The organism is Pseudomonas benzopyrenica, assembly GCF_036884265.1.
GTDB lineage: Bacteria > Pseudomonadota > Gammaproteobacteria > Pseudomonadales > Pseudomonadaceae > Chryseomonas > Chryseomonas benzopyrenica.
In genome coordinates, this window is the sequence record NZ_CP145723.1 from 4,568,343 (window position 1) to 4,592,800 (window position 24,458).

General features: G+C 61.7%; 37 protein-coding genes. 4 read left to right on the forward strand and 33 right to left on the reverse strand.

Translation table 11 applies throughout. The annotated features are described in order from the left end of the window. Positions 1–6: 6 nt before the first annotated feature. The 4 genes from V6W80_RS21600 (at position 7) to V6W80_RS21615 (ending at position 3,409) form a co-directional block, all read left to right on the forward strand. Complete coding sequence (locus tag V6W80_RS21600) at positions 7–714, forward strand: ABC transporter ATP-binding protein (protein WP_338545360.1); 708 nt, start codon at positions 7–9, stop codon at positions 712–714. Between the two features lies 1 nt (position 715). Then, a complete protein-coding gene (locus V6W80_RS21605) occupies positions 716–1,969 on the forward strand; it encodes an ABC transporter permease (RefSeq protein WP_338545361.1) in 1,254 nt (417 codons plus the stop codon). A gap of 16 nt (positions 1,970–1,985) precedes the next feature. After that, entirely contained in the window at positions 1,986–2,480 is a 495-nt protein-coding gene (locus V6W80_RS21610) for a DUF3299 domain-containing protein (protein WP_338545362.1), read from the forward strand. A 239-nt stretch (positions 2,481–2,719) separates the two neighbouring features. After that, the gene (locus V6W80_RS21615; protein WP_017640295.1) at positions 2,720–3,409 is read left to right on the forward strand and encodes an OmpW/AlkL family protein; all 690 of its coding nucleotides are present in this window, start codon (positions 2,720–2,722) and stop codon (positions 3,407–3,409) included. A gap of 91 nt (positions 3,410–3,500) precedes the next feature. On the opposite strand, the gene V6W80_RS21620 is transcribed toward V6W80_RS21615, so the two are convergent. The 33 genes from V6W80_RS21620 to tuf form a co-directional block, all read right to left on the reverse strand. Beyond that, entirely contained in the window at positions 3,501–4,430 is a 930-nt protein-coding gene (locus V6W80_RS21620; protein ID WP_017640294.1) for an NAD-dependent epimerase/dehydratase family protein, read from the reverse strand. Beyond that, a complete protein-coding gene (locus V6W80_RS21625) occupies positions 4,423–5,322 on the reverse strand; it encodes a sugar nucleotide-binding protein (protein WP_202401709.1) in 900 nt (299 codons plus the stop codon). Before V6W80_RS21625 ends, V6W80_RS21620 begins: the two co-directional genes overlap by 8 nt. Before the next feature lie 87 nt (positions 5,323–5,409). Continuing rightward, positions 5,410–7,614 carry a YccS family putative transporter gene (yccS, locus tag V6W80_RS21630; RefSeq protein WP_026083756.1) on the reverse strand — a complete coding sequence of 735 codons (2,205 nt, stop codon included), beginning with the start codon at positions 7,612–7,614 and terminating at the stop codon, positions 5,410–5,412. A gap of 145 nt (positions 7,615–7,759) precedes the next feature. Continuing rightward, positions 7,760–9,217: a catalase gene (locus tag V6W80_RS21635; RefSeq protein WP_338545363.1), complete on the reverse strand. Its 1,458-nt coding sequence runs from the start codon at positions 9,215–9,217 to the stop codon at positions 7,760–7,762. Positions 9,218–9,428: 211 nt separating this feature from the next. Further along, positions 9,429–9,818, reverse strand: a complete 390-nt coding sequence (rplQ, locus tag V6W80_RS21640) for a 50S ribosomal protein L17 (RefSeq protein WP_007161227.1) — start codon at positions 9,816–9,818, stop codon at positions 9,429–9,431. 44 nt (positions 9,819–9,862) lie between these two features. Continuing rightward, entirely contained in the window at positions 9,863–10,864 is a 1,002-nt protein-coding gene (locus V6W80_RS21645; protein WP_059316454.1) for a DNA-directed RNA polymerase subunit alpha, read from the reverse strand. Positions 10,865–10,886: 22 nt separating this feature from the next. Continuing rightward, positions 10,887–11,507 (reverse strand): 30S ribosomal protein S4, encoded by a 621-nt coding sequence (gene rpsD, locus V6W80_RS21650; RefSeq protein WP_017640289.1) that lies wholly within the window; start codon positions 11,505–11,507, stop codon positions 10,887–10,889. Positions 11,508–11,523: 16 nt separating this feature from the next. Then, the gene (rpsK, locus tag V6W80_RS21655) at positions 11,524–11,913 is read right to left on the reverse strand and encodes a 30S ribosomal protein S11 (RefSeq protein ID WP_003281811.1); all 390 of its coding nucleotides are present in this window, start codon (positions 11,911–11,913) and stop codon (positions 11,524–11,526) included. 30 nt (positions 11,914–11,943) lie between these two features. Continuing rightward, positions 11,944–12,300, reverse strand: a complete 357-nt coding sequence (rpsM, locus tag V6W80_RS21660) for a 30S ribosomal protein S13 (RefSeq protein ID WP_017640288.1) — start codon at positions 12,298–12,300, stop codon at positions 11,944–11,946. Between the two features lie 130 nt (positions 12,301–12,430). Continuing rightward, positions 12,431–12,547, reverse strand: coding sequence for a 50S ribosomal protein L36 (gene rpmJ, locus V6W80_RS21665; RefSeq protein WP_002555468.1), 117 nt, complete (start codon positions 12,545–12,547; stop codon positions 12,431–12,433). 30 nt (positions 12,548–12,577) lie between these two features. Continuing rightward, the gene (gene secY, locus V6W80_RS21670; protein ID WP_026083755.1) at positions 12,578–13,909 is read right to left on the reverse strand and encodes a preprotein translocase subunit SecY; all 1,332 of its coding nucleotides are present in this window, start codon (positions 13,907–13,909) and stop codon (positions 12,578–12,580) included. Further along, positions 13,910–14,344, reverse strand: a complete 435-nt coding sequence (gene rplO, locus V6W80_RS21675) for a 50S ribosomal protein L15 (protein ID WP_007161232.1) — start codon at positions 14,342–14,344, stop codon at positions 13,910–13,912. A 3-nt stretch (positions 14,345–14,347) separates the two neighbouring features. Beyond that, a complete protein-coding gene (rpmD, locus tag V6W80_RS21680) occupies positions 14,348–14,530 on the reverse strand; it encodes a 50S ribosomal protein L30 (protein WP_007161233.1) in 183 nt (60 codons plus the stop codon). A gap of 2 nt (positions 14,531–14,532) precedes the next feature. Further along, a complete protein-coding gene (rpsE, locus tag V6W80_RS21685) occupies positions 14,533–15,033 on the reverse strand; it encodes a 30S ribosomal protein S5 (protein WP_007161234.1) in 501 nt (166 codons plus the stop codon). Between the two features lie 3 nt (positions 15,034–15,036). After that, the gene (rplR, locus tag V6W80_RS21690) at positions 15,037–15,387 is read right to left on the reverse strand and encodes a 50S ribosomal protein L18 (protein WP_007161235.1); all 351 of its coding nucleotides are present in this window, start codon (positions 15,385–15,387) and stop codon (positions 15,037–15,039) included. Positions 15,388–15,397: 10 nt separating this feature from the next. Continuing rightward, positions 15,398–15,931 carry a 50S ribosomal protein L6 gene (gene rplF / locus V6W80_RS21695; protein WP_017640286.1) on the reverse strand — a complete coding sequence of 178 codons (534 nt, stop codon included), beginning with the start codon at positions 15,929–15,931 and terminating at the stop codon, positions 15,398–15,400. Between the two features lie 11 nt (positions 15,932–15,942). Further along, positions 15,943–16,335 carry a 30S ribosomal protein S8 gene (gene rpsH / locus V6W80_RS21700; protein ID WP_017640285.1) on the reverse strand — a complete coding sequence of 131 codons (393 nt, stop codon included), beginning with the start codon at positions 16,333–16,335 and terminating at the stop codon, positions 15,943–15,945. A gap of 163 nt (positions 16,336–16,498) precedes the next feature. Then, complete coding sequence (rpsN, locus tag V6W80_RS21705; RefSeq protein WP_017640284.1) at positions 16,499–16,804, reverse strand: 30S ribosomal protein S14; 306 nt, start codon at positions 16,802–16,804, stop codon at positions 16,499–16,501. A gap of 13 nt (positions 16,805–16,817) precedes the next feature. Further along, positions 16,818–17,357 carry a 50S ribosomal protein L5 gene (rplE, locus tag V6W80_RS21710; RefSeq protein WP_007161239.1) on the reverse strand — a complete coding sequence of 180 codons (540 nt, stop codon included), beginning with the start codon at positions 17,355–17,357 and terminating at the stop codon, positions 16,818–16,820. 19 nt (positions 17,358–17,376) lie between these two features. Next, a complete protein-coding gene (gene rplX / locus V6W80_RS21715) occupies positions 17,377–17,691 on the reverse strand; it encodes a 50S ribosomal protein L24 (protein ID WP_017640283.1) in 315 nt (104 codons plus the stop codon). 12 nt (positions 17,692–17,703) lie between these two features. Continuing rightward, complete coding sequence (gene rplN, locus V6W80_RS21720; protein WP_007161241.1) at positions 17,704–18,072, reverse strand: 50S ribosomal protein L14; 369 nt, start codon at positions 18,070–18,072, stop codon at positions 17,704–17,706. A gap of 12 nt (positions 18,073–18,084) precedes the next feature. After that, positions 18,085–18,351, reverse strand: coding sequence for a 30S ribosomal protein S17 (gene rpsQ / locus V6W80_RS21725; protein ID WP_007161242.1), 267 nt, complete (start codon positions 18,349–18,351; stop codon positions 18,085–18,087). Positions 18,352–18,353: 2 nt separating this feature from the next. Beyond that, entirely contained in the window at positions 18,354–18,545 is a 192-nt protein-coding gene (rpmC, locus tag V6W80_RS21730) for a 50S ribosomal protein L29 (protein ID WP_007161243.1), read from the reverse strand. Continuing rightward, a complete protein-coding gene (gene rplP / locus V6W80_RS21735) occupies positions 18,545–18,958 on the reverse strand; it encodes a 50S ribosomal protein L16 (protein WP_017640282.1) in 414 nt (137 codons plus the stop codon). Before rplP ends, rpmC begins: the two co-directional genes overlap by 1 nt. A gap of 12 nt (positions 18,959–18,970) precedes the next feature. Continuing rightward, positions 18,971–19,660, reverse strand: a complete 690-nt coding sequence (rpsC, locus tag V6W80_RS21740) for a 30S ribosomal protein S3 (protein WP_007161245.1) — start codon at positions 19,658–19,660, stop codon at positions 18,971–18,973. Between the two features lie 13 nt (positions 19,661–19,673). Continuing rightward, positions 19,674–20,006, reverse strand: coding sequence for a 50S ribosomal protein L22 (rplV, locus tag V6W80_RS21745; protein WP_007161246.1), 333 nt, complete (start codon positions 20,004–20,006; stop codon positions 19,674–19,676). 12 nt (positions 20,007–20,018) lie between these two features. Continuing rightward, entirely contained in the window at positions 20,019–20,294 is a 276-nt protein-coding gene (rpsS, locus tag V6W80_RS21750; protein ID WP_007161247.1) for a 30S ribosomal protein S19, read from the reverse strand. 18 nt (positions 20,295–20,312) lie between these two features. Continuing rightward, on the reverse strand, positions 20,313–21,134 hold the full coding sequence (gene rplB / locus V6W80_RS21755; RefSeq protein WP_007161248.1) for a 50S ribosomal protein L2: 822 nt from the start codon (positions 21,132–21,134) through the stop codon (positions 20,313–20,315). 12 nt (positions 21,135–21,146) lie between these two features. Continuing rightward, entirely contained in the window at positions 21,147–21,446 is a 300-nt protein-coding gene (gene rplW, locus V6W80_RS21760) for a 50S ribosomal protein L23 (protein ID WP_007161249.1), read from the reverse strand. Then, positions 21,443–22,045, reverse strand: coding sequence for a 50S ribosomal protein L4 (gene rplD / locus V6W80_RS21765; protein WP_017640279.1), 603 nt, complete (start codon positions 22,043–22,045; stop codon positions 21,443–21,445). The genes rplW and rplD overlap by 4 nt, the downstream gene beginning before the upstream one ends. Positions 22,046–22,058: 13 nt before the next feature. Continuing rightward, positions 22,059–22,694 (reverse strand): 50S ribosomal protein L3, encoded by a 636-nt coding sequence (gene rplC / locus V6W80_RS21770; protein WP_007161251.1) that lies wholly within the window; start codon positions 22,692–22,694, stop codon positions 22,059–22,061. Between the two features lie 84 nt (positions 22,695–22,778). Continuing rightward, positions 22,779–23,090: a 30S ribosomal protein S10 gene (rpsJ, locus tag V6W80_RS21775; RefSeq protein WP_003243886.1), complete on the reverse strand. Its 312-nt coding sequence runs from the start codon at positions 23,088–23,090 to the stop codon at positions 22,779–22,781. A gap of 171 nt (positions 23,091–23,261) precedes the next feature. Next, positions 23,262–24,455 (reverse strand): elongation factor Tu, encoded by a 1,194-nt coding sequence (tuf, locus tag V6W80_RS21780; RefSeq protein ID WP_160921986.1) that lies wholly within the window; start codon positions 24,453–24,455, stop codon positions 23,262–23,264. Positions 24,456–24,458 lie beyond the last annotated feature (3 nt).

A 24,458-nucleotide genomic window follows, 5' to 3' on the forward strand; every position in this document is an offset into this window, starting at 1 on the left:
ACGGCCATGAGTACCGCGCCTCTGGTCGAGATCCGGGACCTTGGCTTCGCCTGGCCTGGCCAGGCGGAATGCCTGGACATCCGGCACTTCCAGCTGGCACCCGGCGAGGCGCTGTTTCTCGAAGGGCCCTCGGGCAGCGGCAAGACCACCCTGCTCGGCCTGCTGGGCGGCGTGCAGCGGCCGAGTCGCGGCCAGGTGCGCCTGCTCGGTCAGGACCTGGGAGCGCTCGCCACCGCCCGGCGCGACCGCTTTCGCGTCGACCACACCGGCTTTCTCTTCCAGCAATTCAACCTGCTGCCCTTTCTCTCGGTGCTGGACAACATCCTGCTGCCCTGCCAGTTCTCGGCACTGCGCCGCGCGCGTGCCCGTGCGCGGCATGGCGATCCTCAGGGCGCGGCCCTGACCCTGCTCCGCGCCCTGGGACTGAGCGATCCCGACCTGCCCCGACGCCCGGCCCGCGAATTGTCCATCGGCCAGCAGCAGCGGGTCGCCGCCGCCCGCGCCTTGATCGGCCAGCCGGAACTGGTGATCGCCGACGAGCCCACCTCGGCGCTGGATACCGATCACCGCGACGCCTTTCTGCAGCTGCTGTTCGCCGAATGCGCCGCCGCCGGCGCCGGCCTGCTGTTCGTCAGCCACGATCGCAGCCTGGCAGGCCATTTCGACCGCCACCTCACCCTGGCCCAGCTCAACGCCGCCCGCCCGGAGACCTAGGATGCCCCTGCTCCAACTGGCCTGGGCCAGCTTGCGCAATCGCCGCGCCACCGCCCTGCTCACCGTCTTCACCATCGCCGTCTCGGTGGCCCTGCTGCTGGGCGTCGAGCGGCTGCGCACCGAGGCCAAGGCCAGCTTCGCCAGCACCATCGCCGGCACCGACCTGGTGGTGGGCGCCCGCTCCGGTGCGGTCAACCTGCTGCTCTACTCGGTGTTTCGCATCGGTAACGCCACCAACAACATCCGCTGGGAGAGCTACGAGAAGCTCGCCGCCGATCCCCGCGTCGCCTGGACCATCCCGCTGTCCCTTGGCGACTCCCACCGCGGTTACCGGGTGCTGGGCACCGATGGCAACTACTTCACCCACTATCACTATGGGCGCAACCAGCCGCTGCGCCTGGCCCAGGGCCGCCCCTTCAAGGACGTCTTCGAGGTGGTGCTGGGCGCCGAGGTGGCCAAGGCGCTGCACTATCAGCTGGGCGATAAGCTGGTGCTGGCCCATGGCGTCGCCACCATCAGCCTGACCGAGCACAGCGACCATCCCTTCACCGTGGTCGGCATCCTCGCGCCTACCGGTACCCCGGTCGATCGCACCCTGCACATTCCGCTGAGCGGCATGACCGCCCTGCACCTGGACTGGCGCGGCGGCATGCCAGGTCCCTCGCTGAGCGACGCCGAAGTGCGCCAGCGCGATCTCACGCCCCAGGACCTCACCGCCGCCCTGGTCGGCCTCAAGAGCCGGGTGGCCACCTTTGCCGTGCAGCGTGCGGTCAACGACTACCGTGGCGAGCCGCTGCTGGCCATCCTGCCCGGGGTGGCCCTGCAGGAACTCTGGGGCCTGCTCGGCACGGCGGAACAGGCGCTGCTGGTGATGTCGCTGTGCGTGGTGCTCACCGGCCTGGTGGGCATGCTCACCGCGCTGCTCGCCAGCCTCAACGAACGGCGCCGGGAAATGGCCATCCTGCGCTCGGTGGGAGCCCAGCCGCGCCACCTGTTCGGCCTGCTGCTGGCCGAGGCCCTGGCGCTCACCCTGGCCGGCTGCCTGGGCGGGCTGGCGCTGCTCTATGGCGCCATCGCCCTGGGCCGCCCCTGGCTGCTGGCGGAATACGGTCTGGCATTGCCGCTGGACTGGCCCTCGCTCTACGATGGGCAACTGCTCGGCGGCATCCTGCTCGCCGCCCTGGTGCTCGGTTGCATCCCAGCCTGGCGCGGCTGTCGCCAGGCCCTCACGGACGGGTTGTCCGTGCGCTTGTAGACGAGGCTTCCACCCCATGCGCCTGGCGCTTTTGCTGTTGCTCTGCTGGCTGTCCTGGGTCCAGGCCGAACCCCGCCAACTCGCCTGGCGCGAACTGGTACCGGCCGATGCGCCGCGCTTCAATCCCGGCAGCATCGACCACGGCCTCGGCGAAGACGGCCCCGCCGCCAGCCAGCCCTGGCCGGATGCGCCGACGGTTGCCGCCCTGGATGGCCAGGAGGTGCGCTTGCCGGGCTATGTGGTGCCGATCATGGTCACCGACGAGGGCGAGGTCACTGAATTCCTGCTGGTTCCCTACTACGGCGCCTGCATCCATGTGCCGCCGCCTCCGGGCAACCAGATCGTCTACGTCAAGGGCAGCCACGACCTCTGGCTGTCCAAGCTGCACCTGCCCTACTGGGTGGAAGGCCGTCTGGGCGTGGGCAGCCAGCGCAGCGAGGTGGCCGTCGCCGGCTACTGGCTGCAGGCCCAGCGCATCCAGCCCTACATCCTCAAAGGCGATGGCTCCTGAGAGCCTGTTCAAAATCTGCTGCGCGTCGGCCAAACGGCGTTGAAAATGGCTTCGGAATGCTCATTTACCACTCGTAAACTCTGCTTCCTCAGCCATTTTCGCCTTGTTTGGCTCTAGCTCGCGAGATTTTGAACAGGCTCTGAGGGAATGTGACCCACCCTTGAGCGAGATCAAGAGTCCGCCGTTTCAGCTTCGCTAGGCTGCTCCCAGCCCTTTTCCATGCCTTCGGAGCCCTCGCCATGCGTCCCCTCTTCCGCCTCAGCCTGCTCGCCCTCGCCCTGGCCGCCCCTCTCGCCCAGGCCCACCAGGCCGGCGACATCATCCTGCGCGCCGGCGCCATCACCGTGGATCCCCACGAACGCAGCTCCGACGTCAAGATCGACCGCGGCGCCCTGAGCGGCGCCAATCTCGGCGGCAAGGCGAGCATGGACAGCGACACCCAGCTGGGCCTCAACTTCGCCTACATGCTCACCGACCACCTGGGCGTCGAACTGCTGGCGGCCACGCCCTTCGAGCACCAGGTCAACATCAAGGGCACCGGGCTGGACGCCGCCAACGGCAAGCTGGGCAGTCTCAAGCACCTGCCGCCGACCCTGAGCCTGGTCTACTACCCCCTGGACGCCAAGGCGACGTTCCAGCCCTATGTCGGCGCCGGCCTCAACTACACCTGGATCTATGACGAGCACGTCGGCAGTGGTGCCAGCGCGGCCGGCTTCGATAACTTCCGCGCCGACAATTCCTGGGGCTGGTCCGCCCAGGTTGGTGCCGATCTCATGCTCACCGACCGGGTGATGCTCAACGCCCAGGTCCGCTACATCGACATCGCCACCACCGCCCACGTCGATAACACCGCCCTCGGCGCTCGGGCCAAGGTCGATCTGGACGTGGATCCCTGGGTCTATATGGTCGGCCTGGGCTATCGCTTCTAGCTCACCGCCAGCCACTCGCGCCGTAGGTTGGCGCTGAGACAGCTCCATCGTCGCAGCCCAAGAGACCGGGGCTTGCCCCTGGCCTCGCCCGCTAGTCCCGTAGCAGTGCCGCCAGCCCCGTGCCCATGCCTGTGGGCTGGCTGAAATCGAAGCGCTCGCGCAGACGACGGTTGTCCGCCTTCGAATGGCGGATGTCCCCCGCCCGCGCCGCACCATGGGTCACCGGCGGTAGGCCACCCAGCACCTGGCCGATCTCCGCCAGCAGTCCGTTCAGGCTGATGGTCTCGCCGCGCCCCACGTTCACCGCCCCCGCCGCTACCGCGGGGGCTTCCAGCGCCTGCACCAGGATGCCCACCAGATCGGCCACATAGACGAAATCGCGGGTCTGCTCGCCGTCGCCGAACACCGTGATCGGCGTCTGCCGGCGAGCGCGCTCGGTAAAGATGCTGATCACCCCCGAATAGGGCGAAGAGGGATCCTGACGCGGTCCGTAGATGTTGAAGAAGCGGAAGATCGCCGGCTCCAGACCGTGCTCGCGGCGATAGAAGTCGAAGTAGTACTCGCCGGCCAGCTTGTCCGCCGCATAGGGCGTCAGCGGTGCCTTGGGAAGCTCCTCATCGATGGCTTGGCCCTGACCGTTGGCGCCATAGACCGCCGCGCTGGAGGCATAAACCACCCGCTTGATCGCGGCCTTGCGCATGGCCTCGCACAGATTCAGGGTGCCGATGAAATTGGCCCTGTGGGTGCCCACCGGGTCTTCCACCGAGGCTTGCACCGAGGCCACCGCGGCCAGGTGCACCACCGCTGCGCAACCGGTCACCGCGGCTTCCAGCGTCGCGGCATCGGCCACGTCGCCCACCCGCAGCTCGATAAGGTCGTTGTCCAGCGGCAGATTCTCGCGCTTGCCGGTGCTCAGATCGTCCAGTACCCGCACCCGCCGGCCCCGCGCCAGCAGCGCGTCGGCCAGGTGGGAGCCGATGAAACCGGCACCGCCAGTGATCAGAATGGGCGCATCACTCATCGAAACCTACCTCGTCCTGCCGAAAGCCCTGCAACAGCGCAGGCAGCTCCTGCTGCCAGCGCCGCGCCTTGATTCCAAAGGTGTTGAGCAGCTTGCGACTGATCAACACCCCCTGTTGTGGCTCTTCCGTGGCATCCGCCCGCTCCAGGTGCGTCACCTCCTGCCATTCGCAGCGCACCGGCCGGTCGAATTCCTGCCAGAGCTGGGCGACGGTCTCGGCCAGGCCCAGCTCCGACACCGCCTCCTGGGCGCCGTAGTGATAGGTCCCCCAGAGCGGCGCACCACAGTCGAGCTGCTTGACCACCGCCAGCAGCACCCGGGCGGCATCGCCCACGGTGGTCGGGTTGCCGCGCCGGTCGCCCGCCATCGGCACCACCTGCTCGGTACCCAGCTGCCGCAACAGACGCCCCAGGCGACCGTCGCAGGAGTCGTCGAGGACCCAGCCCAGGCGCAGCAGGATGTGCATCGGGCACAGCGCCCGCACCAGCTGCTCGACCCGCCAGAGCGCCTCGCCACGTGCACCCGGCGGCCGCGGAAGATCCTTTTCACTATAGCCGGCCACGCGCGAGCCATCGAAAAGCTGATAACTGGACGGTTGGATCAGCGGAATCTGATAGTGCTGGCAGAGGCCGGCCAGGCGTTGTACGGCCAGCGCCTGGCGCTGCATCAGCGCCAGATCGAAGTCCGCCGCCTGCAACCAGTCGCGGTAATAGGCGAGATTGATCACCGCCCCCGGCCGTACCTGGTCGAGCACCTGGGTCAGCCCGGCGGCGTACCAGCCCTCTGCGGGAGTCTCGGGGGCGACGAATTCGATGCCCGCTTCGGCACCGGCGGCGAGTAGCGCCTTGCCCAGGGCGCTCTCCCCGCCCACTACTAGAAGACGCATACGCATGTGTTGGAACAGCCTTCAAACCAGCATAAACAGGCGTCGAAAGATTCGACGGACATCGGTCAACATAGCGCGTCGCGCCAACCTTGCTCAAGCATCGGCGGTACCCGCTGCCGGTTGCTCGCGGCTTTGTTCGCGCAGGGTATGGTTAGCGGCGCTTTTGAGATTGGGCAGCAATCGGCAGATCAGCGCCAACTGGGTACACACCAGTCGGTAGCCATCGTCGTTGTCCTCGGCCGCGGCTTCCAGTTCGTCGGCCAGGCTGCTTTCCTCTTCGGCGGTCGGCGGCAGACTACGCCGCTCCGCCACCGCGGCGGCAATGGCTTCCATGCCCTCGGCGATCCGGGTCACGGCGCGCTCCACCAGGGCATCGTGCTCGGCCGCCTCCAACTGGCGGCGATGGGCGCCCAGGGCCGACAGATAGCCCAGCAGGGTGTTGGACAGCGCCAGATAGCGAAAGCCCGCTTCCAGGTTACGGCGGAAATGCCCGGGATCGCGCAGCATGTTGGCCAGTGCGGCCGACAGCGTCGCATCGGCATTGTGGGCGTTGCGCCGCGCCACGCGGTAGTCGAGATCGTCCCGCTTGCCGGTCCGGTACTGCTCGTGCAACCGGCGCAGATAGAGCGCATTGGTGCGCAGGGTATTGGCCATCACCTGATGCAGTCGCCGTCCCTGCCAGTCCGGCAGGACAAAGAACACCGCCAGCACCGCGATCAGGCAACCCAACAGGGTATCCAGCAACCGCGGCCAGATCAGCATGAAGCCATTGCCCACCTGGTTGAAGCAGAACAGCACCATCAGGGTGATGGCGGCGGTGGCGATGGTGTAGCGATCCGTCCGGGTGATAAAGAACACCAGGCCGGCGACCAGCGCCATCAACAGCTGGATCTCCGGCTGACCGAACAGCTCCAGCAAGGCGCTGCCCAGCAACAGGCCGATCACCGTACCGACGATCCGCTGCACCAGCCGCACCCGGGTCGCCCCGTACTGCGGCCGACAGACGAACACCGTGGTCAGCAGGATCCAGTAGCCGTTCACCGGGTGGATCAGGTGCAGCACGCCATAGCCGGCCATCAGCGCCAGCGCCAGGCGCAGGCCATGGCGGAACAGCAGCGAGGTCGGGGTCAGCTGCAGGCGGATGCGCTGGAACACCTCGCGCAGGGAGCGCGCCGCCGGATCCAGCAGGCTGGTGTCCAGATCCGCCGCCCCCGAGTCGCTGTTGCCCGCCTCGGAGAATTGCCGCTCCAGAGTCGAGAGATTGTGCCCGAGCAGGTCCAGGGAGCGCAGCAGACCGCGCCAGCGCGGATTCTGCTGCTGCTTGAGATACTCCAGCGAGGCCTGCAGATCGGTCAGCCCCTGCTGACTCTGCTGGCCGTATTCGAAGGGCTGCCCCAGACGGATCGCCTCGCCCATGTTGTGGCAGGCATTGGCCTGCAGCTTGAGCAGGCGCTGACAGCGAAACAGGATGTCGCTATGGAAGAAGGCCTCGGTCAAGGCGCTGTAGGGATAGTGCGAGGAACTGGCGCGCTCGTGGATGTCCTGCGCCATGAAATAGAGACGGAAGTAGCGCCCCGAGCGCGCGCCAGGCCGTCCCGAGCGGCCGAAGCGATTGAGGATGGTCGCCTTGGCCTGGTTCAGCGCCTGCACCACCTTGCCGTTCTGCTGCGCCAGCAGCACGCGGCGCCGATGCAGATCCACCCCGCGTACCGGTTCGAGCATCTCGGCCTTGAGCCTGAGCAGAATCTCCAGTTCGCCATAGAGGGCGGACAGATTCTGCCGCACCGGCTGATGGGCGAACAGCGCGCACCAGAGCACCGAAAGCAGGCCGTACCACAGCGCACCGGCCAGCAGGTGCGCTGGCTCGTACCACAACGGCACCTGGGCGCCGAGGCGCTGATCCACCCCGATCATGGCGTAGATCGACAGGATCACCGTGGCCTGGGCGATGGATGCATAGCGCTCGCCGATGGCGCCCAGCATCGTCAGGCTGAAGGTGGCCAGACCCAGGCCGACCACGAAGATCCAGGGATAGGGAAACAGCAGCTCGACCGCGAAGGCCGCCACCGTGAAGCACAGCAGCGTCACCGCCAGCGACTTGAGTCGCCCCAGCCAACTGTCGTCGGTTTCCGCCAGGGCGCTGGCGATGATGCCGAGAAACACCGGCGACAGCGCACGCAGATCCCCCAGCGACCAGCAGACGGCCATGGCGCCGCTCAGGGCGACAAAGACGCGAACGCCATAGCTGGCCTTTTCGTGCGCCCAGAGCTGGCGCAAAGACACTCCAAACACAGTCATGACGGGAGAGCGAGCCTCGTGTTTTCGCGCTTGATGCGAACCTTAGCACTGCGACGTCGCAAGCGGCGTTCGAGACAGCCTTTCCCGCACTTTTTTGACGGACGAAGAAAACCCGGCATTCGCCGGGCTCCTTCCTATCCCTGGATCAGGCCACTTCGCTGGGATCTATCCCCAGGCCCTTGGCCACGCCCATGCCATAGGCGGGATCGGCCTTGAGGAAGTGACCGATCTGCCGCGTTTGCACATCACGAGTCACAGAGCCCAGGGCGCCGACGATGTTGTTGATCAGCAGTGCTTGCTGGTCGGCATTCATCAGGCGGAACAGCGCGCCGGCCTGACTGAAGTAATCCTCGTCCACCCGGTGATCGTAGCGATCGGCGGGGCCGGCGAAGTTCAGCGCCGGCTCGCGATACTGCGGCGCCTGCTTGGGCGTATGCCCATAGCTGTTCGGCTCGTAGTTCGGCTGCGAACCGCCATTGCCATCGAAGCGCATGGCGCCATCGCGCTGATTGTTGGCATAGGGGCAGCGCGGTGCGTTGACCGGTAGCTGCTGATAGTTGGTCCCTACGCGATAGCGCTGGGCGTCGGCATAGGCGAACACCCGGCCTTGCAGCATGCGATCAGGCGACAGCCCTATGCCCGGCACCACGTTGCTCGGTGCGAAGGAGGCCTGCTCCACCTCGGCGAAATAGTTCTGCGGATTGCGGTTGAGCTCCAGCACCCCGACTTCCTGCAACGGATACTGCTGCTGCGACCACACCTTGGTCACATCGAAAGGATTCTCGGCGCGACCGGCTGCCTCCTGCTCGCTCATTACCTGGATGCACATCTTCCAGCGCGGGAATTCACCGCGCTCGATGGCCTGGAACAGGTCACGCTGGCTGTAATCCGGATCGGTACCGGCCAGCCGTGCGGCCTCGGCCGGTGCCAGGTTCTTGATCCCCTGCTGGCTCTTGAAGTGAAACTTCACGAAGTGCCGCTCACCCTGGGCGTTGATCAGGCTGAAGGTGTGGCTACCGAAGCCGTGCATGAAGCGATAGCCATCCGGAATGCCGCGATCGGAAAACAGGATGGTCACCTGATGCAAAGATTCGGGCGACAGCGACCAGAAGTCCCACATCATCTGGGAGCTCTTCAGGTTGCTCCAGGGATCGCGCTTCTGGGTATGGATGAAGTCCGGAAACTTGAGCGGATCGCGGATGAAGAACACCGGGGTGTTGTTGCCGACGATGTCCCAGTTGCCTTCTTCGGTATAGAACTTCAGGGCGAAACCCCGGGGATCGCGCTCGGTATCCGCCGAACCGCGCTCACCACCCACGGTGGAAAAGCGCAGGATGGTCTCGGTCTGCTTGCCCACACTGGCGAACAGCTTGGCGCTGGTGAGGTGGGTGATGTCCTGGGTGACGGTAAAGGTACCGTAGGCCGCGGAGCCCTTGGCATGAACGCGCCGCTCGGGAATGACTTCACGGTTGAAGTGCGCCAGCTTCTCGATCAGATGGAAGTCGTCGAGCATCAGCGGACCGCGCGGACCGGCGGTGCGGGAATTCTGGTTGTCGGCTACCGGAATGCCGCTGGCAGTGGTGAGGATCTTGGTATCGGTCACAGGTATCTCCCTCTGGAAAGCGTTGGCTGATCGCCTGAGGGAAGTATCGCCGGGGTGATACTTTAGGACTAATTTATTGATCCTAGCATCCTGATAGAAAAACCTGAGTCACAAGATCCTACTGTCTGGACCTGAGCAGCGTCTTGCCATAGCCAAAAGGCGGGCATGAAAAAGCCGGGCAAGAGCCCGGCTTTTTCCAGAACGCAGCTACTTATTCAGCAGCCTGTTCCACGGTACCGCCGACCGGACGGTCGATCAGCTCGACATACGCCATGGGCGCATTGTCGCCAGCGCGGAAGCCGCACTTCAGGATACGCAGGTAGCCACCCGGACGGTTGGCGTAGCGCTTGCCCAAGTCATTGAACAGCTTGCCGACGGCAGCTTTCGAACGGGTACGGTCGAAAGCCAGGCGACGGTTGGCGACGCTGTCTTCCTTGGCCAGGGTGATCAGCGGCTCGGCAACGCGGCGCAGTTCCTTGGCTTTCGGCAGGGTAGTTTTGATCAGCTCGTGCTCGAACAGCGACACAGCCATGTTCTGGAACATGGCCTTGCGGTGTGCGCTCGTGCGGCTCAGATGACGACCACTTTTACGATGACGCATGATTGAAATTCCTTCCCAAACTATCGTTCGGTGAACAATGACGATCAGGCAGTAGCCTTGTCGTCCTTCTTAAGGCTTGCAGGGGGCCAGTTGTCCAGGCGCATACCGAGCGACAGACCACGGGAGGCCAGAACGTCCTTGATTTCGGTCAGGGACTTCTTGCCCAGGTTCGGGGTCTTGAGCAGCTCCACTTCGGTACGCTGAATCAGGTCACCGATGTAGTAGATGTTCTCCGCCTTGAGGCAGTTGGCCGAACGAACGGTCAGTTCCAGATCGTCCACCGGACGCAGCAGGATCGGATCGATCTCGTCTTCCTGCTCGACCACGACCGGCTCGCTGTCGCCCTTGAGGTCGACAAAGGCTGCCAGCTGCTGCTGCAGGATGGTGGCGGCACGGCGGATGGCTTCTTCCGGATCCAGGGTACCGTTGGTTTCCAGGTCAAGCACGAGCTTGTCCAGGTTGGTACGCTGTTCGACCCGGGCGTTTTCCACCACATAGGCCACGCGACGAACCGGGCTGAACGTAGCATCGAGTTGGAGACGACCGATTGCGCGGGTTTCGTCTTCTTCGCTCTGACGCGCATCGGCGGGCTCATAGCCACGACCGCGCGCGATTTTCAGCTTCATGTTCAGCGAACCGTTGTCCGCCAGGTGGGCGATGACGTGCTCACCGTTGACGATCTCGACATCGTGATCGACCTGAATGTCGGAGGCCAGAACTGGCCCCTGACCTTTCTTGCTCAGACTCAGGGTGACTTCGTCACGGCCGTGCAACTTGATGGCCAGGCCCTTGAGGTTGAGCAGGATCTCGATCACGTCTTCCTGCACGCCTTCGATGGCGCTGTACTCGTGCAGGACACCGTCGATCTCTGCTTCGACTACCGCGCAGCCAGGCATGGAGGACAACAGGATACGCCGCAGCGCGTTGCCCAAGGTATGGCCGAAACCACGCTCGAGAGGCTCGAGGGTGATCTTGGCACGGGTCTGACTAACCGCCTGCACATCGATATGGCGGGGGGTCAGGAACTCATTTACCGAACTCTGCATGGATGCACCTACTTTCTAGCCCTTACTTGGAGTAGAGCTCGACAATCAGGTTTTCGTTGATGTCGGCGGAGAGATCACCACGGGCCGGCACGCTTTTGAAGGTGCCTTCCTTTTTCTCGGTGCTCACTTCGACCCACTCAACCCGGCCACGCTGGCCGCACAGCTCGAGAGCCTGAGCGATACGCAGCTGGTTTTTGGCCTTTTCACGGACCGCGACGACGTCGCCGACCTTGACCTGATAGGAGGGAATGTTGACGGTCTGACCGTTGACGGTGATCGACTTGTGGGAGACCAGCTGGCGCGATTCGGCGCGAGTGGCACCGAAGCCCATGCGATACACCACGTTGTCCAGACGGCATTCGAGCAGTTGCAGCAGGTTCTCACCGGTAGCGCCCTTGCGACGGGCAGCTTCCTGGTAGTAACCGGCGAACTGACGCTCGAGCACGCCATAGATACGGCGGACTTTCTGCTTTTCACGCAGCTGCAGACCGTAGTCGGACAGACGACCGCGACGCTGACCATGCTGGCCAGGAACGGTTTCCAGCTTGCACTTCGAGTCGAGGGCACGAGCGCCGCTCTTCAGGAAGAGGTCAGTGCCTTCGCGGCGGGACAGTTTGCACTTGGGACCAATGTAACGAGCCATTTCTCACTGTCTCCTATTACACGCGACGCTTCTTCGGCGGACGGCACCCGTTATGCGGGATAGGCGTCACGTCGGTGATGCTGGCGATCTTGTAACCACAGGCATTCAGAGCGCGAACAGCGGACTCACGGCCGGGGCCGGGACCTTTGACGTTCACGTCCAGATTCTTCAGACCATATTCCAGAGCGGCTTGGCCGGCACGTTCGGCTGCAATCTGGGCAGCGAACGGGGTGCTCTTACGGGAGCCACGGAAGCCGGAGCCACCGGAGGTCGCCCAGGACAACGCATTGCCCTGACGATCGGTGATGGTCACGATGGTGTTGTTGAAAGACGCATGGATGTGGGCGATGCCATCAACCACTGTCTTTTTGACTTTCTTACGAGGACGAGCAGCAGGTTTTGCCATGACTAGATTCCTGTCGATTCGCGGATGCGATTACTTGCGGATCGGCTTGCGCGGGCCCTTACGGGTACGGGCATTGGTCTTGGTGCGCTGACCACGGACCGGCAGACCACGGCGGTGACGCAGACCGCGGTAGCAACCCAGATCCATCAGGCGCTTGATGTTCATGTTGATTTCGCGGCGCAGGTCACCCTCGGTGAGGATTTTGGCGACCTCGTTACGCAGCTGATCGACCTGCTCGTCGCTCAGTTCTTTGATCTTGGCGGTCGGCTGGATGCCGGTGGCCGCGCAGATCTTCTGAGAGGTGGTGCGACCGACACCATAGATGTAGGTCAGCGAGATAACAGTATGCTTGTTATCTGGAATGTTGACGCCTGCAATACGGGCCATTCAGAAAAACTCCAATTGACAGCTACCGACGCCCCGGAAGCCAAGAAAAGGGCGCGCGATATTAACGCTGTAGGAACAAATGATCAACCCGGCAGCACACTAGCTGCCGGGTTAGACGCGTGGTTCACACTCAGCCTTGGCGCTGCTTGTGACGCGGTTCAGCGCTGCAGATCACGCGCACGACGCCTTCGCGGCGAATGATCTTGCAGTTACGGCACAGCTTCTTGACCGATGCACGAACTTTCATGACAACTCCTCTAACCTTACGAGTAACGGCTCAACGCATCATGCCGTTGCCGTAGCCCTTCAGGTTGGCTTTCTTCATCAGGGACTCGTATTGATGAGATACGAGATGGGACTGGACCTGGGACATGAAGTCCATGACCACTACCACCACGATCAGCAACGAGGTCCCGCCGAGATAGAACGGCACGTTCGCCGCGACCACCAGGAACTGGGGCAACAAGCACACCGCCGTCATGTACAGGGCACCGAACATGGTCAGCCGGGTCAGCACGCCATCGATATAGCGCGCGGACTGCTCACCAGGACGAATACCCGGGATGAACGCCCCGGATTTCTTCAGGTTTTCCGCCACATCCTTGGGGTTGAACATCAGTGCCGTATAGAAGAAGCAGAAGAAGATGATCCCTGCACTAAACAGCAAGATGTTCAGCGGTTGGCCGGGGGCGATGGCCTGAGCCACGTCCTGCAACCAACCGAGACCTTCGGACTGACCGAACCACGAACCGAGCGATGCCGGAAACAGCAGGATGCTGCTGGCGAAGATCGCCGGGATGACCCCGGCCATGTTCACCTTGAGCGGCAGATGGCTGTTCTGCGCCGCGAAGACCTTGCGGCCCTGCTGACGCTTGGCGTAGTGCACGGCGATACGACGCTGCCCACGCTCGATGAACACCACGAAGGCGATGATGGCGACCGCCACCACACCGACCATGATCAGCGCGAAGATGTTGATATCGCCCTGCCGTGCCGACTCGAAGGACTGACCGATGGCGCGAGGCAAGCCCGCGACGATACCAGCGAAGATCAGCATCGAGATGCCATTGCCGATACCGCGCTCGGTGATCTGCTCACCCAGCCACATCATGAACAGTGCGCCGGCGACGAACGTGGTGACAGCGACGAAATAGAAGCTGAAGCCCACGCTGAACGCGACGCCCTGACTGGCGAGTCCTACCGACATCCCGGTGGCCTGAACGAGCGCCAGAACCAGCGTGCCGTAACGGGTGTACTGGCTGATCTTGCGACGACCAGACTCACCCTCTTTCTTCAATTGCTCCAGCTGTGGGCTGATCGCGGTAAGCAGCTGCATGATGATCGAGGCCGAGATGTACGGCATGATCCCCAGGGCAAAGATGCTCATCCGCTCCAGCGCACCGCCAGAGAACATGTTGAAGAGGCTAAGAATGGTCCCCTCGTTCTGCCTGAACAGTGCGGCCAGCTGATCGGGATTGATACCCGGAACAGGGATGTGCGCACCGATCCTGTAGACGATGATCGCCAGGAACAGGAATCGGAGGCGGGTCCACAGTTCGGACATACCACCGGTCTTGCTGAGCGCAGAGAGAGCACCTTGCTTAGCCATTTATTCCTCGATCTTGCCGCCAGCTGCTTCGATGGCTGCACGGGCACCCTTGGTGGCACCAATGCCCTTCAGGGTGACGGCACGAGTGACGTCGCCGGACAGCACAACCTTGACACGCTTGATGTCACGGCTGATCACGTTGGCGTCTTTCAGCGCCTGCAGATCGACCACATCGACATCAACCTTGGCCAGCTCGGAGGTACGAACCTCGGCGCGGTCCAGGGCCTTCAGCGATACGAAGCCGAACTTGGGCAGACGACGGTGCAGCGGCTGCTGGCCGCCCTCGAAACCGGGGGCAACCTTGCCACCGGAACGGGAGGTCAGACCCTTGTGGCCACGGCCACCGGTCTTGCCCAGGCCGCTACCGATACCACGACCGGGACGCAGCTTCTCGCGGCGAGCGCCGGGAGCGGAACGCAGATCATTCAATTTCATGATTTAACCCTCCACACGCAGAAGGTAATAGGCCTTGTTGATCATGCCGCGATTCTCAGGGGTGTCCTGAACTTCGACGGTGTGACCAATGCGACGCAGGCCGAGACCCTTGACGCAAGCCTTGTGATTGGCCAGACGGCCGTGGACGCTCTTGATCAGCGTGACCTTAACGGTTGCGTTAGCCATGATCAGAGAATCTCCTCGACGCTCTTGCCACGCTTGGCGGCAACAGCTTCCGGCGCCTGCATGTGCTTGAGACCTTCAAAGGTCGCGTACACCACGTTTACCGGGTTGGTGGAGCCGTAGCACTTGGCCAGGACGTTCTGCACACCAGCGACTTCCAGCACGGCGCGCATGGCACCGCCGGCGATGATGCCGGTACCGTCGGAAGCGGGCTGCATGTACACCTTGGAGGCGCCATGGGCGGCCTTGACGGGGTACTGCAGGGTGGTGCCGTTCAGATCCACCTGGATCATGTTGCGGCGAGCAGCTTCCATAGCCTTCTGGATGGCGGCAGGCACTTCACGGGCCTTGCCACGGCCGAAGCCAACGCGGCCTTTGCCATCGCCAACCACGGTCAGAGCGGTGAAGGCGAAGATACGGCCGCCTTTCACGGTTTTGGCTACGCGGTTAACTTGAACCAGCTTCTCGATGTAGCCTTCGTCGCGCTTTTGATCGTTATTTGCCATGACTTAGAACTCCAGCCCGCCTTCACGAGCAGCGTCGGCCAGCGCTTTGACGCGACCATGGTACTTGAAGCCAGAACGATCAAAGGCCACCTGGGTAACGCCAGCGGCCTTGGCACGCTCGGCGACCAGCAGACCAACTTTCTTGGCCGCCTCGACGTTGCTGGTAGCGCTTTCGCGCAGTTCTTTGTCCAACGTAGAAGCGCTGGCCAGGACCTTGCTGCCGTCGGCCGCGATGACCTGGGCATAGATGTGCTGGGAAGAGCGGTACACGCACAGACGGACCACTTCCAGTTCGCGCATCTTCAGGCGAGCCTTGCGAGCGCGACGCAGTCGGGTTTCTTTCTTGACGGTCATTTGCTATGCCCTACTTTTTCTTGGCTTCTTTACGGTGGACGACTTCGTCGGCATACCGTACACCCTTGCCCTTGTAAGGCTCCGGCGGACGGAAACCACGAATCTCAGCCGCAACCTGGCCGACCAGCTGCTTGTCGATACCCTTGATCAGGATTTCGGTCTGGTTGGGGGTTTCTGCGGTGATGCCTTGCGGCAGGTCGTAGTCCACGGGGTGAGAGAAGCCCAGAGCGAGGTTCAGCACCTGACCTTTGGCCTGGGCCTTGTAGCCCACACCGACCAGTTGCAGCTTGCGCTCGAAGCCCTGGCTGACGCCGACCACCATGTTGTTGACCAGGGCACGGGTAGTGCCGGCCATCGCACGGGTCTGCTGATCGCCATTGCGAGCAGCGAAACGCAGCTCACCGGACTCTTGAGTGACTTCAACGGACGGATGGACCTTCAGTTCCAGAGCGCCCTTGGCACCCTTGATCGAAAGCGCCTGACCGGCCAGATTAACTTCGACGCCTGCAGGCAGTCTTACAGGGTTTTTAGCAACGCGAGACATGCTGATTCCCCTTAGAAGACTGTGCAGAGCACTTCGCCGCCAACACCAGCAGCACGGGCCGCGCGATCAGTCATCACACCTTTGTTGGTGGAAACGATCGACACGCCCAGACCGCCACGCACTTTCGGCAGCTGGTCAACGGCTTTGTACTGGCGCAGACCGGGACGGCTGCTACGCTTCAGCTCTTCGATGACAGGCTTGCCTTCGAAGTACTTCAGCTCGATGGACAGCGACGGCTTGGATTCCGCGCTGACCTGAAAATCCGCGATGTAACCTTCGTCCTTGAGGACTTTGGCAACGGCAGCCTTCAGCTTGGAAGAAGGCATGCTCACAACGGCCTTTTCAGCCATCTGGGCATTACGGATACGAGTTAGCATGTCTGCTAACGGGTCCTGCATACTCATGGGCTATTAGCTCCTAATACAGAAATTGAGCCTACCGGCTCTCAAAAATCACCCCTCGGCAATAGGCCGATTCGGGCGAGCCGAGCATTCTAGAGATCGGCCTGAAACGAATCAAGCCCCAAAAGGGGCTTGATTCAATTACCGCGATGAAAGGCGCTAGCTGTTACCAGCTGGCCTTCACCAGGCCGGGCACGTCACCGCGCATGGCTGCTTCACGCAGCTTGATGCGGGACAGACCGAACTTACGGTACACGCCGTGCGGACGACCGGTCAGGCGGCAGCGGTTACGCATGCGGCTGGCGCTGGCGTCACGGGGCTGCTTCTGCAGGGCGACCTGGGCATTCCAACGGTCCTCGGGGGAGGCGTTGACATTACCGATGGTCGCCTTCAGCTCGGCGCGCTTCTTGGCGTACTTGGCAACCGTCTGCTGACGCTTCAGCTCGCGGTTAATCATGCTTTGCTTAGCCATCTGAAGACCTCAATCAGTTACGGAACGGGAAGTTGAACGCGCGCAGCAGCGCACGGCCTTCCTCGTCGGTACGAGCGGTGGTGGTCAGGGTGATGTCCATACCACGCAGCGCATCGATCTTGTCGTAATCGATTTCCGGGAAGATGATCTGCTCTTTCACGCCCATGCTGTAGTTGCCGCGACCGTCGAAGGACTTGGCATTCAGGCCGCGGAAGTCACGCACGCGCGGCAGGGAGATGGACAGCAGACGATCCAGGAATTCATACATGCGATCGCTACGCAGGGTCACCTTGACGCCAATCGGCCAGCCTTCGCGAATCTTGAAGCCAGCAATGGAATTGCGAGCATAAGTCACGACCGGCTTTTGACCAGCGATCTTTTCCAGGTCAGCTACGGCGTTGTCGATGATCTTCTTGTCACCGACCGCTTCGCCCAGACCCATGTTCAAGGTGATCTTGGTGATGCGCGGAACTTCCATCACGTTACCCAGCTGAAGCTGCTCTTTCAGCTTGGGCGCGATTTCCTTCCGATAAATCTCTTTCAATCGAGCCATGGTGATCTACCTAGCAGCTTCAGGCCTGGACCGCTTTTTGGGTCGACTTGAAGATACGAATCTTCTTGCCGTCTTCGACTTTGAAACCAACGCGGTCAGCCTTGTTGGTCTCGGAGTTGAAAATGGCAACGTTGGAGACATGCAGAGGGGCTTCTTTCTCTACGATGCCACCCTGAACACCCAGCATGGGGTTGGGCTTGGTGTGGCGCTTGATCAGGTTGACCCCGCCAACGACCAGACGGTCATCGGCGAGTACCTTCAGCACCTTGCCACGCTTGCCCTTGTCCTTGCCGGCAATGACGATTACCTCGTCGTCACGACGAATCTTTTGCATGTCGGCTACTCCTTACAGCACTTCGGGGGCAAGGGAGACGATCTTCATGAACTTCTCGGAGCGAAGTTCACGGGTCACCGGCCCAAAGATACGGGTGCCAATCGGCTCTTGCTTGTTATTCAGCAGAACCGCGGCGTTGCCGTCGAAGCGGATGATGGAACCGTCGGTGCGGCGGACGCCGTGCTTGGTACGCACGACGACAGCAGTCATCACCTGACCTTTCTTCACCTTGCCGCGCGGAATTGCTTCCTTGACGGTGACTTTGATGATGTCGCCAATGCCGGCGTAACGGCGGTGGGAACCGCCGAGCACCTTGATGCACATCACGCGACGAGCGCCGCTGTTGTCGGCGACGTCAAGCATGGATTGAGTCTGGATCATGGCTCTCTACCCTTATACCTGAACGGCGCGCTCGACGACGTCAACCAGGGTCCACGCCTTGGTCTTGGCCAGCGGGCGGGTTTCGCGAATGGTGACCAGGTCACCAATGCGGCACTGATTGGTTTCGTCGTGAGCGTGCAGCTTGGTGGAACGCTTCACGTATTTGCCGTAGATCGGGTGCTTGACGCGACGCTCGATCAGTACGGTGACGGTTTTGTCCATCTTGTCGCTGACCACTCGGCCGGTCAGCGTACGGACAGTTTTTTCAGCTTCAGCCATGATCACTTACCTGCTTGCTGGTTCAGCACAGTCTTGACGCGAGCGATGTCGCGCTTCACTTGCGAGAGCATGTGAGACTGACCCAACTGGCCAGTTGCCTTCTGCATACGCAGATTGAACTGGTCACGCAGCAGGTTGAGAAGCTGCTCGTTCAGCTCCTCTACGGATTTCTCACGCAAATCTTTCGCTTTCATCACATCACCGTCCGCTTAACAAAGGAGGTTTCGAGCGGAAGCTTGGCAGCGGCCAGGGCGAATGCCTGACGAGCCAGATCCTCGGAAACACCCTCGATCTCGTACAGGACCTTGCCCGGCTGGATCTGGGCTACCCAGTACTCGACACTACCCTTACCTTTACCCATCCGCACTTCGAGAGGCTTCTTGGTGACAGGCTTGTCAGGGAAGACGCGGATCCAGATCTTGCCGCCACGCTTCACGTGACGGGTCAGCGCACGACGTGCGGATTCGATCTGGCGAGCGGTCAGACGGCCACGGCCGACAGCCTTCAGCGCGTACTCGCCGAAGCTGACCTTGCTACCGCGATGAGCCAGACCACGGTTGTGGCCGGTCATCTGCTTGCGGAATTTTGTACGCTTGGGTTGCAGCATGTTGCGTACTCCTTACTTAGCAGCAGCTTTTTTGCGCGGAGCCGGGGCGACGGGCTTGAGCTCTTCCTGGCGGCCACCAATGACCTCACCCTTGAAGATCCAAACCTTCACACCGATCACACCGTAAGTGGTGTGGGCTTCCGCAGTGGCGTAGTCGATATCGGCACGCAGGGTGTGCAGAGGCACACGACCTTCGCGATACCACTCGGTACGGGCGATTTCAGCACCGCCCAGACGACCGCTCACCTGAATCTTGATGCCTTTGGCACCAATGCGGATCGCGTTCTGTACGGCGCGCTTCATGGCGCGACGGAACATCACACGACGCTCAAGCTGCTGCGCAACGCTCTGCGCAACCAGGGCACCGTCGAGCTCCGGCTTGCGGATCTCTTCGATGTTGATGTGCACGGGCACACCCATTCTTGCGGTCAGGTCCTGACGCAGCTTCTCGACATCCTCACCTTTCTTGCCAATCACGATACCGGGACGGGCGGTGTGGATGGTGATGCGTGCGGTTTGAGCCGGGCGATGAATATCGATACGGCTTACGGACGCGCTTTTTAGTTTGTCCTGGAGGTACTCACGAACCTTCAGGTCGGCCAGCAGATAGTCCGCATAAGTGCGCTTATCCGCGTACCAGACCGAAGTGTGCTCCTTGACGATACCCAGGCGAATGCCATTGGGATGTACTTTCTGACCCATCTGATCGACTCCGTTACTTGTCCGCAACCTTGACCGTGATATGGCAAGACCGCTTCACGATGCGATCAGCACGACCTTTGGCACGCGGCATGATGCGCTTGAGCGAACGACCTTCGTTTACGAAGACAGTGGAGACCTTCAGGTCGTCCACGTCGGCGCCTTCATTGTGCTCGGCGTTGGCAACAGCCGACTCCAGCACCTTCTTCATGATCTCAGCGGCTTTCTTGCTGCTGAAAGTCAACAGGTTGAGCGCTTCGCCCACCTTCTTCCCGCGAATCTGGTCGGCGACCAAGCGGGCTTTCTGGGCGGAGATACGAGCGCCCGACAGCTTAGCGGCTACTTCCATCGTCCTTACCCCTTAACGCTTGGCTTTCTTGTCAGCCGCATGACCGCGATAGGTGCGGGTAGCAGCGAACTCGCCGAGTTTGTGGCCGACCATGTCTTCGTTCACCAGAACGGGGACATGTTGACGACCGTTGTGCACAGCGATGGTCAGGCCGACCATTTGCGGCAGGATCATCGAACGACGCGACCAGGTCTTGATCGGTTTGCGTTCGTTCTTTTCCACCGCGACTTCGATCTTCTTCAACAGGTGAAGATCGATAAAAGGACCTTTCTTCAGAGAACGGGGCACAGTCGAATCCTCTACTGATTACTTGCCGCGACGGACAATCATCTTGTCGGTACGCTTGTTGGAGCGCGTCTTGAGACCCTTGGTCTTGACGCCCCACGGCGAAACCGGATGACGGCCACCGGAAGTACGACCTTCACCACCACCGTGCGGGTGATCGACCGGGTTCATGGCGACACCACGAACGGTCGGACGCACGCCACGCCAGCGGGTGGCACCGGCCTTACCCAGCGAACGCAGGCTGTGCTCACCGTTGGACACTTCGCCCAGGGTGGCACGGCACTCGGACAGCACCTTGCGCATTTCACCGCTGCGCAGACGCACGGTGACGTAGGCGCCTTCGCGGGCGACCAGCTGAGCGGAGGTACCCGCGGAGCGAGCGATCTGAGCGCCCTTGCCAGGCTTCAGCTCGATACCGTGGATGGTGCTACCGACCGGCACGTTACGCAGCGGCAGGTTGTTGCCAGCCTTGATGGGCGCGCCAGCGCCGGACAGCAGCTGGTCACCGGCAGCAACGCCCTTGGGAGCGATGATGTAGCGACGTTCGCCATCGGCGTACTTCAGCAGAGCGATGTGTGCAGTACGGTTCGGATCGTATTCGATACGCTCAACGACGGCAGGGATGCCATCCTTGTTGCGACGGAAATCGACCAGACGGTAGTGCTGCTTGTGACCACCGCCGATGTGGCGAGTGGTGATACGACCATTGTTGTTACGGCCGCCGGACTTGCTCTTCTTCTCCAGCAAAGGAGCGTAGGGCGCGCCTTTGTGCAGATCAGAGTTGACCACCTTGACCACAAAGCGGCGGCCAGCGGAGGTCGGCTTGCATTTTACGATTGCCATGATGCCCCCTGATTACTCGGCGCTGCTGGAAAAGTCGAGATCCTGGCCCGGCTGGAGCGCGATGTACGCTTTTTTCCAGTCGTTACGCTTGCCCAGACCACGAGCGGTACGCTTGGTCTTGCCCTGGACGTTCAGGGTGCTGACGCTGCGAACCTTGACCTCGAACAGCTGCTCGACGGCCTTCTTGATTTCCAGCTTGGTTGCATCGGTGGCAACCTTGAATACGAACTGCTTCTGGCTGTCCGCCAGCATGGTGGCCTTCTCGGAGATGTGCGGGCCAAGCAGCACTTTGAATACGCGTTCCTGGTTCATGCCAGCAGCTCCTCGAATTTCTTCACGGCGGACACAGTGACCAGCACCTTGTCGTAGGCGATCAGGCTGACCGGGTCAGAACCCTGGACATCACGCACGTCGACGAAAGGCAGGTTGCGGGCGGCCAGATACAGGTTCTGGTCGACAGCGTCGGTCACGATCAGCACGTCGCTCAGGCCCAGGCCGTCCAGCTTGCTGACCAGGGTCTTGGTCTTGGGCGCGTCGACGGCGAAGTCGTCAACCACGACCAGACGATCCAGACGGACCAGCTCGGCGAGGATGGAGCGCAGTGCAGCGCGGTACATCTTCTTGTTCAGCTTCTGGCTGTGATCCTGGGGCTTGGCTGCGAAAGCCACGCCACCGGAGCGCCAGATGGGGCTGCGGATGGTACCGGCACGGGCACGACCGCTGCCCTTCTGACGCCAGGGCTTCTTGCCACCGCCACGGACTTCGGAACGGGTCTTCTGGGCACGGGTGCCCTGACGACCGCCAGCCATGTAGGCGACGACTGCCTGGTGAACCAGGGTCTCGTTGAATTCACCGCCGAAGGTGTGCTCGGAGACTTCGATAGCTTGAGAGCCATTCACATTGAGTTGCATGTTCTCTCTCCTCTCAACCACGGGCCTTGACAGCGGGACGCACGATCACGTCACCACCCGGCGCGCCGGGGACGGCACCCTTGACCAGCAGCAGGTTGCGCTCGGCGTCTACACGCACGACTTCCAGCGACTGAACGGTTACACGCTCCGCACCCAGGTGACCGGACATTTTCTTGCCCTTGAACACTCGACCAGGAGTCTGGCACTGGCCGATGGAACCAGGTGCACGGTGGGAAACGGAGTTACCGTGGGTGTTGTCCTGACCACGGAAGTTCCAGCGCTTGATGGTACCGGCGTAGCCCTTACCTTTGGACTGACCAGTGACATCAACCATCTGACCGGCTTCGAACAGGGCTACGGTGACTTCGTCGCCGGCCTTGTACTCACCGTCCTCCAGGCGGAATTCGAGGACGCTACGACCAGCGGCAACGCTGGCCTTGGCGAAGTGACCGGCTTGCGCCTTGGTCACGCGGGAAGCACGACGCTCGCCCACGGTTACCTGAATGGCACGATAGCCATCGGTTTCTTCGCTTTTGAATTGGGTTACGCGATTCGGCTCGATCTCAATGACCGTAACCGGAACGGAAACGCCTTCTTCGGTGAAAACGCGGGTCATACCGCATTTACGACCGACTAAACCAATCGTCATGTTGAGAACCTCTTGAGTGTACGGGGCTTTCACCCGCTATGGCCGCCCATTTCAGAGCGTTACACGACTGAAACCTTGACGGTCTCAGCCGAGGCTGATTTGCACTTCAACGCCAGCGGCGAGATCGAGCTTCATCAGCGCATCGACGGTCTTGTCGGTGGGCTGAACGATGTCGAGCACACGCTTGTGGGTACGAATTTCGTACTGGTCACGAGCGTCCTTGTTGACGTGCGGAGAAATCAGCACTGTGTAACGTTCCTTGCGGGTAGGCAGAGGAATCGGACCACGCACCTGAGCACCAGTACGTTTCGCAGTTTCTACGATTTCCTGGGTGGATTGATCGATCAGGCGATGATCAAAAGCCTTCAACCGAATACGGATTTGTTGATTTTGCATTTGACCTCAGACTCCAAGCTTTCCTCTCGGACAAAAAGGTGCCCGATTAAAGGAGGCGCAATTCTAAGGATGTCGCCGGCGGCTGTCAAGAACGCCTCTTTTGCCATCTGTCAATTTCACGAGCCAAGAAAAAAGGCCCCGGAGGGCCTTTTTTCGTTTCAGATCAATCGATTACTCGATGATCTTGGCAACCACGCCGGCGCCGACGGTACGACCGCCTTCACGGATGGCGAAACGCAGACCGTCTTCCATCGCGATCGGAGCGATCAGGGTGACAACCATCTTGATGTTGTCGCCCGGCATCACCATCTCGACGCCTTCCGGCAGCTCGCAGTTACCGGTCACGTCGGTGGTGCGGAAGTAGAACTGCGGACGGTAGCCCTTGAAGAACGGGGTGTGACGACCACCTTCTTCCTTGGACAGCACGTACACTTCGCACTCGAACTTGGTGTGCGGCTTGATGGTGTTCGGCTTGGCCAGAACCTGGCCACGCTCCACGTCTTCACGCTTGGTGCCACGCAGCAGCACGCCGACGTTCTCGCCAGCACGGCCTTCGTCCAGCAGCTTGCGGAACATTTCAACGCCGGTGCAGGTGGTCTTGACGGTGGCCTTGATGCCCACGATCTCGACTTCTTCCTGGACCTTGACGATGCCACGCTCGACACGACCGGTTACCACGGTGCCGCGACCGGAGATCGAGAACACGTCTTCGATCGGCATCAGGAACGGCTTGTCGATGGCACGCTCGGGCTCGGGGATGTACGAGTCCAGGGTCTCGACCAGCTTGCGCACGGCGGAGGTACCCATTTCGTTGTCGTCGTTGCCGTTCAGAGCCATCAGCGCGGAGCCGATGACGATCGGGGTGTCGTCGCCGGGGAAGTCGTAGGTGTTCAGCAGATCGCGAACTTCCATTTCGACCAGTTCCAGCAGCTCGGCGTCGTCAACCATGTCGGCCTTGTTCAGGAACACGACGATGTAGGGAACGCCTACCTGACGGGACAGCAGGATGTGCTCGCGGGTCTGCGGCATGGGGCCGTCAGCAGCCGAGCAAACCAGGATCGCGCCGTCCATCTGGGCAGCACCGGTGATCATGTTCTTCACGTAGTCGGCGTGGCCGGGGCAGTCGACGTGCGCGTAGTGACGGATCGCCGAGTCGTACTCAACGTGGGAGGTGTTGATGGTGATACCGCGAGCCTTTTCTTCCGGCGCGTTGTCGATCTGGTCGAAACCACGAGCGGAACCGCCCCAGGTGTCGGCACAGACTTTGGTCAGCGCTGCGGTCAGCGTGGTCTTACCATGGTCAACGTGACCGATGGTGCCCACGTTCAGGTGCGGTTTGTTACGTTCGAATTTTTCTTTAGCCACGAG

Excerpts from the sequence above, each read along its gene's own strand:
- V6W80_RS21600 (WP_338545360.1), top strand. The coding sequence starts at position 7 with ATGAGTACCGCGCCTCTGGTCGAGATCCGGGACCTTGGCTTCGCCTGG.
- V6W80_RS21605 (WP_338545361.1), top strand. The coding sequence starts at position 716 with ATGCCCCTGCTCCAACTGGCCTGGGCCAGCTTGCGCAATCGCCGCGCC.
- V6W80_RS21610 (WP_338545362.1), top strand. The coding sequence starts at position 1,986 with ATGCGCCTGGCGCTTTTGCTGTTGCTCTGCTGGCTGTCCTGGGTCCAG.
- V6W80_RS21615 (WP_017640295.1), top strand. The coding sequence starts at position 2,720 with ATGCGTCCCCTCTTCCGCCTCAGCCTGCTCGCCCTCGCCCTGGCCGCC.
- V6W80_RS21620 (WP_017640294.1), bottom strand. The coding sequence starts at position 4,430 with ATGAGTGATGCGCCCATTCTGATCACTGGCGGTGCCGGTTTCATCGGC.
- V6W80_RS21625 (WP_202401709.1), bottom strand. The coding sequence starts at position 5,322 with ATGCGTATGCGTCTTCTAGTAGTGGGCGGGGAGAGCGCCCTGGGCAAG.
- yccS (WP_026083756.1), bottom strand. The coding sequence starts at position 7,614 with ATGACTGTGTTTGGAGTGTCTTTGCGCCAGCTCTGGGCGCACGAAAAG.
- rplQ (WP_007161227.1), bottom strand. The coding sequence starts at position 9,818 with ATGCGTCATCGTAAAAGTGGTCGTCATCTGAGCCGCACGAGCGCACAC.
- V6W80_RS21645 (WP_059316454.1), bottom strand. The coding sequence starts at position 10,864 with ATGCAGAGTTCGGTAAATGAGTTCCTGACCCCCCGCCATATCGATGTG.
- rpsD (WP_017640289.1), bottom strand. The coding sequence starts at position 11,507 with ATGGCTCGTTACATTGGTCCCAAGTGCAAACTGTCCCGCCGCGAAGGC.
- rpsK (WP_003281811.1), bottom strand. The coding sequence starts at position 11,913 with ATGGCAAAACCTGCTGCTCGTCCTCGTAAGAAAGTCAAAAAGACAGTG.
- rpsM (WP_017640288.1), bottom strand. The coding sequence starts at position 12,300 with ATGGCCCGTATTGCAGGCGTCAACATTCCAGATAACAAGCATACTGTT.
- rpmJ (WP_002555468.1), bottom strand. The coding sequence starts at position 12,547 with ATGAAAGTTCGTGCATCGGTCAAGAAGCTGTGCCGTAACTGCAAGATC.
- secY (WP_026083755.1), bottom strand. The coding sequence starts at position 13,909 with ATGGCTAAGCAAGGTGCTCTCTCTGCGCTCAGCAAGACCGGTGGTATG.
- rplO (WP_007161232.1), bottom strand. The coding sequence starts at position 14,344 with ATGAAATTGAATGATCTGCGTTCCGCTCCCGGCGCTCGCCGCGAGAAG.
- rpmD (WP_007161233.1), bottom strand. The coding sequence starts at position 14,530 with ATGGCTAACGCAACCGTTAAGGTCACGCTGATCAAGAGCGTCCACGGC.
- rpsE (WP_007161234.1), bottom strand. The coding sequence starts at position 15,033 with ATGGCAAATAACGATCAAAAGCGCGACGAAGGCTACATCGAGAAGCTG.
- rplR (WP_007161235.1), bottom strand. The coding sequence starts at position 15,387 with ATGACCGTCAAGAAAGAAACCCGACTGCGTCGCGCTCGCAAGGCTCGC.
- rplF (WP_017640286.1), bottom strand. The coding sequence starts at position 15,931 with ATGTCTCGCGTTGCTAAAAACCCTGTAAGACTGCCTGCAGGCGTCGAA.
- rpsH (WP_017640285.1), bottom strand. The coding sequence starts at position 16,335 with ATGAGTATGCAGGACCCGTTAGCAGACATGCTAACTCGTATCCGTAAT.
- rpsN (WP_017640284.1), bottom strand. The coding sequence starts at position 16,804 with ATGGCTAAGCAAAGCATGATTAACCGCGAGCTGAAGCGTCAGCAGACG.
- rplE (WP_007161239.1), bottom strand. The coding sequence starts at position 17,357 with ATGGCTCGATTGAAAGAGATTTATCGGAAGGAAATCGCGCCCAAGCTG.
- rplX (WP_017640283.1), bottom strand. The coding sequence starts at position 17,691 with ATGCAAAAGATTCGTCGTGACGACGAGGTAATCGTCATTGCCGGCAAG.
- rplN (WP_007161241.1), bottom strand. The coding sequence starts at position 18,072 with ATGATCCAGACTCAATCCATGCTTGACGTCGCCGACAACAGCGGCGCT.
- rpsQ (WP_007161242.1), bottom strand. The coding sequence starts at position 18,351 with ATGGCTGAAGCTGAAAAAACTGTCCGTACGCTGACCGGCCGAGTGGTC.
- rpmC (WP_007161243.1), bottom strand. The coding sequence starts at position 18,545 with ATGAAAGCGAAAGATTTGCGTGAGAAATCCGTAGAGGAGCTGAACGAG.
- rplP (WP_017640282.1), bottom strand. The coding sequence starts at position 18,958 with ATGCTGCAACCCAAGCGTACAAAATTCCGCAAGCAGATGACCGGCCAC.
- rpsC (WP_007161245.1), bottom strand. The coding sequence starts at position 19,660 with ATGGGTCAGAAAGTACATCCCAATGGCATTCGCCTGGGTATCGTCAAG.
- rplV (WP_007161246.1), bottom strand. The coding sequence starts at position 20,006 with ATGGAAGTAGCCGCTAAGCTGTCGGGCGCTCGTATCTCCGCCCAGAAA.
- rplB (WP_007161248.1), bottom strand. The coding sequence starts at position 21,134 with ATGGCAATCGTAAAATGCAAGCCGACCTCCGCTGGCCGCCGCTTTGTG.
- rplW (WP_007161249.1), bottom strand. The coding sequence starts at position 21,446 with ATGAACCAGGAACGCGTATTCAAAGTGCTGCTTGGCCCGCACATCTCC.
- rplD (WP_017640279.1), bottom strand. The coding sequence starts at position 22,045 with ATGCAACTCAATGTGAATGGCTCTCAAGCTATCGAAGTCTCCGAGCAC.
- rplC (WP_007161251.1), bottom strand. The coding sequence starts at position 22,694 with ATGACGATTGGTTTAGTCGGTCGTAAATGCGGTATGACCCGCGTTTTC.
- rpsJ (WP_003243886.1), bottom strand. The coding sequence starts at position 23,090 with ATGCAAAATCAACAAATCCGTATTCGGTTGAAGGCTTTTGATCATCGC.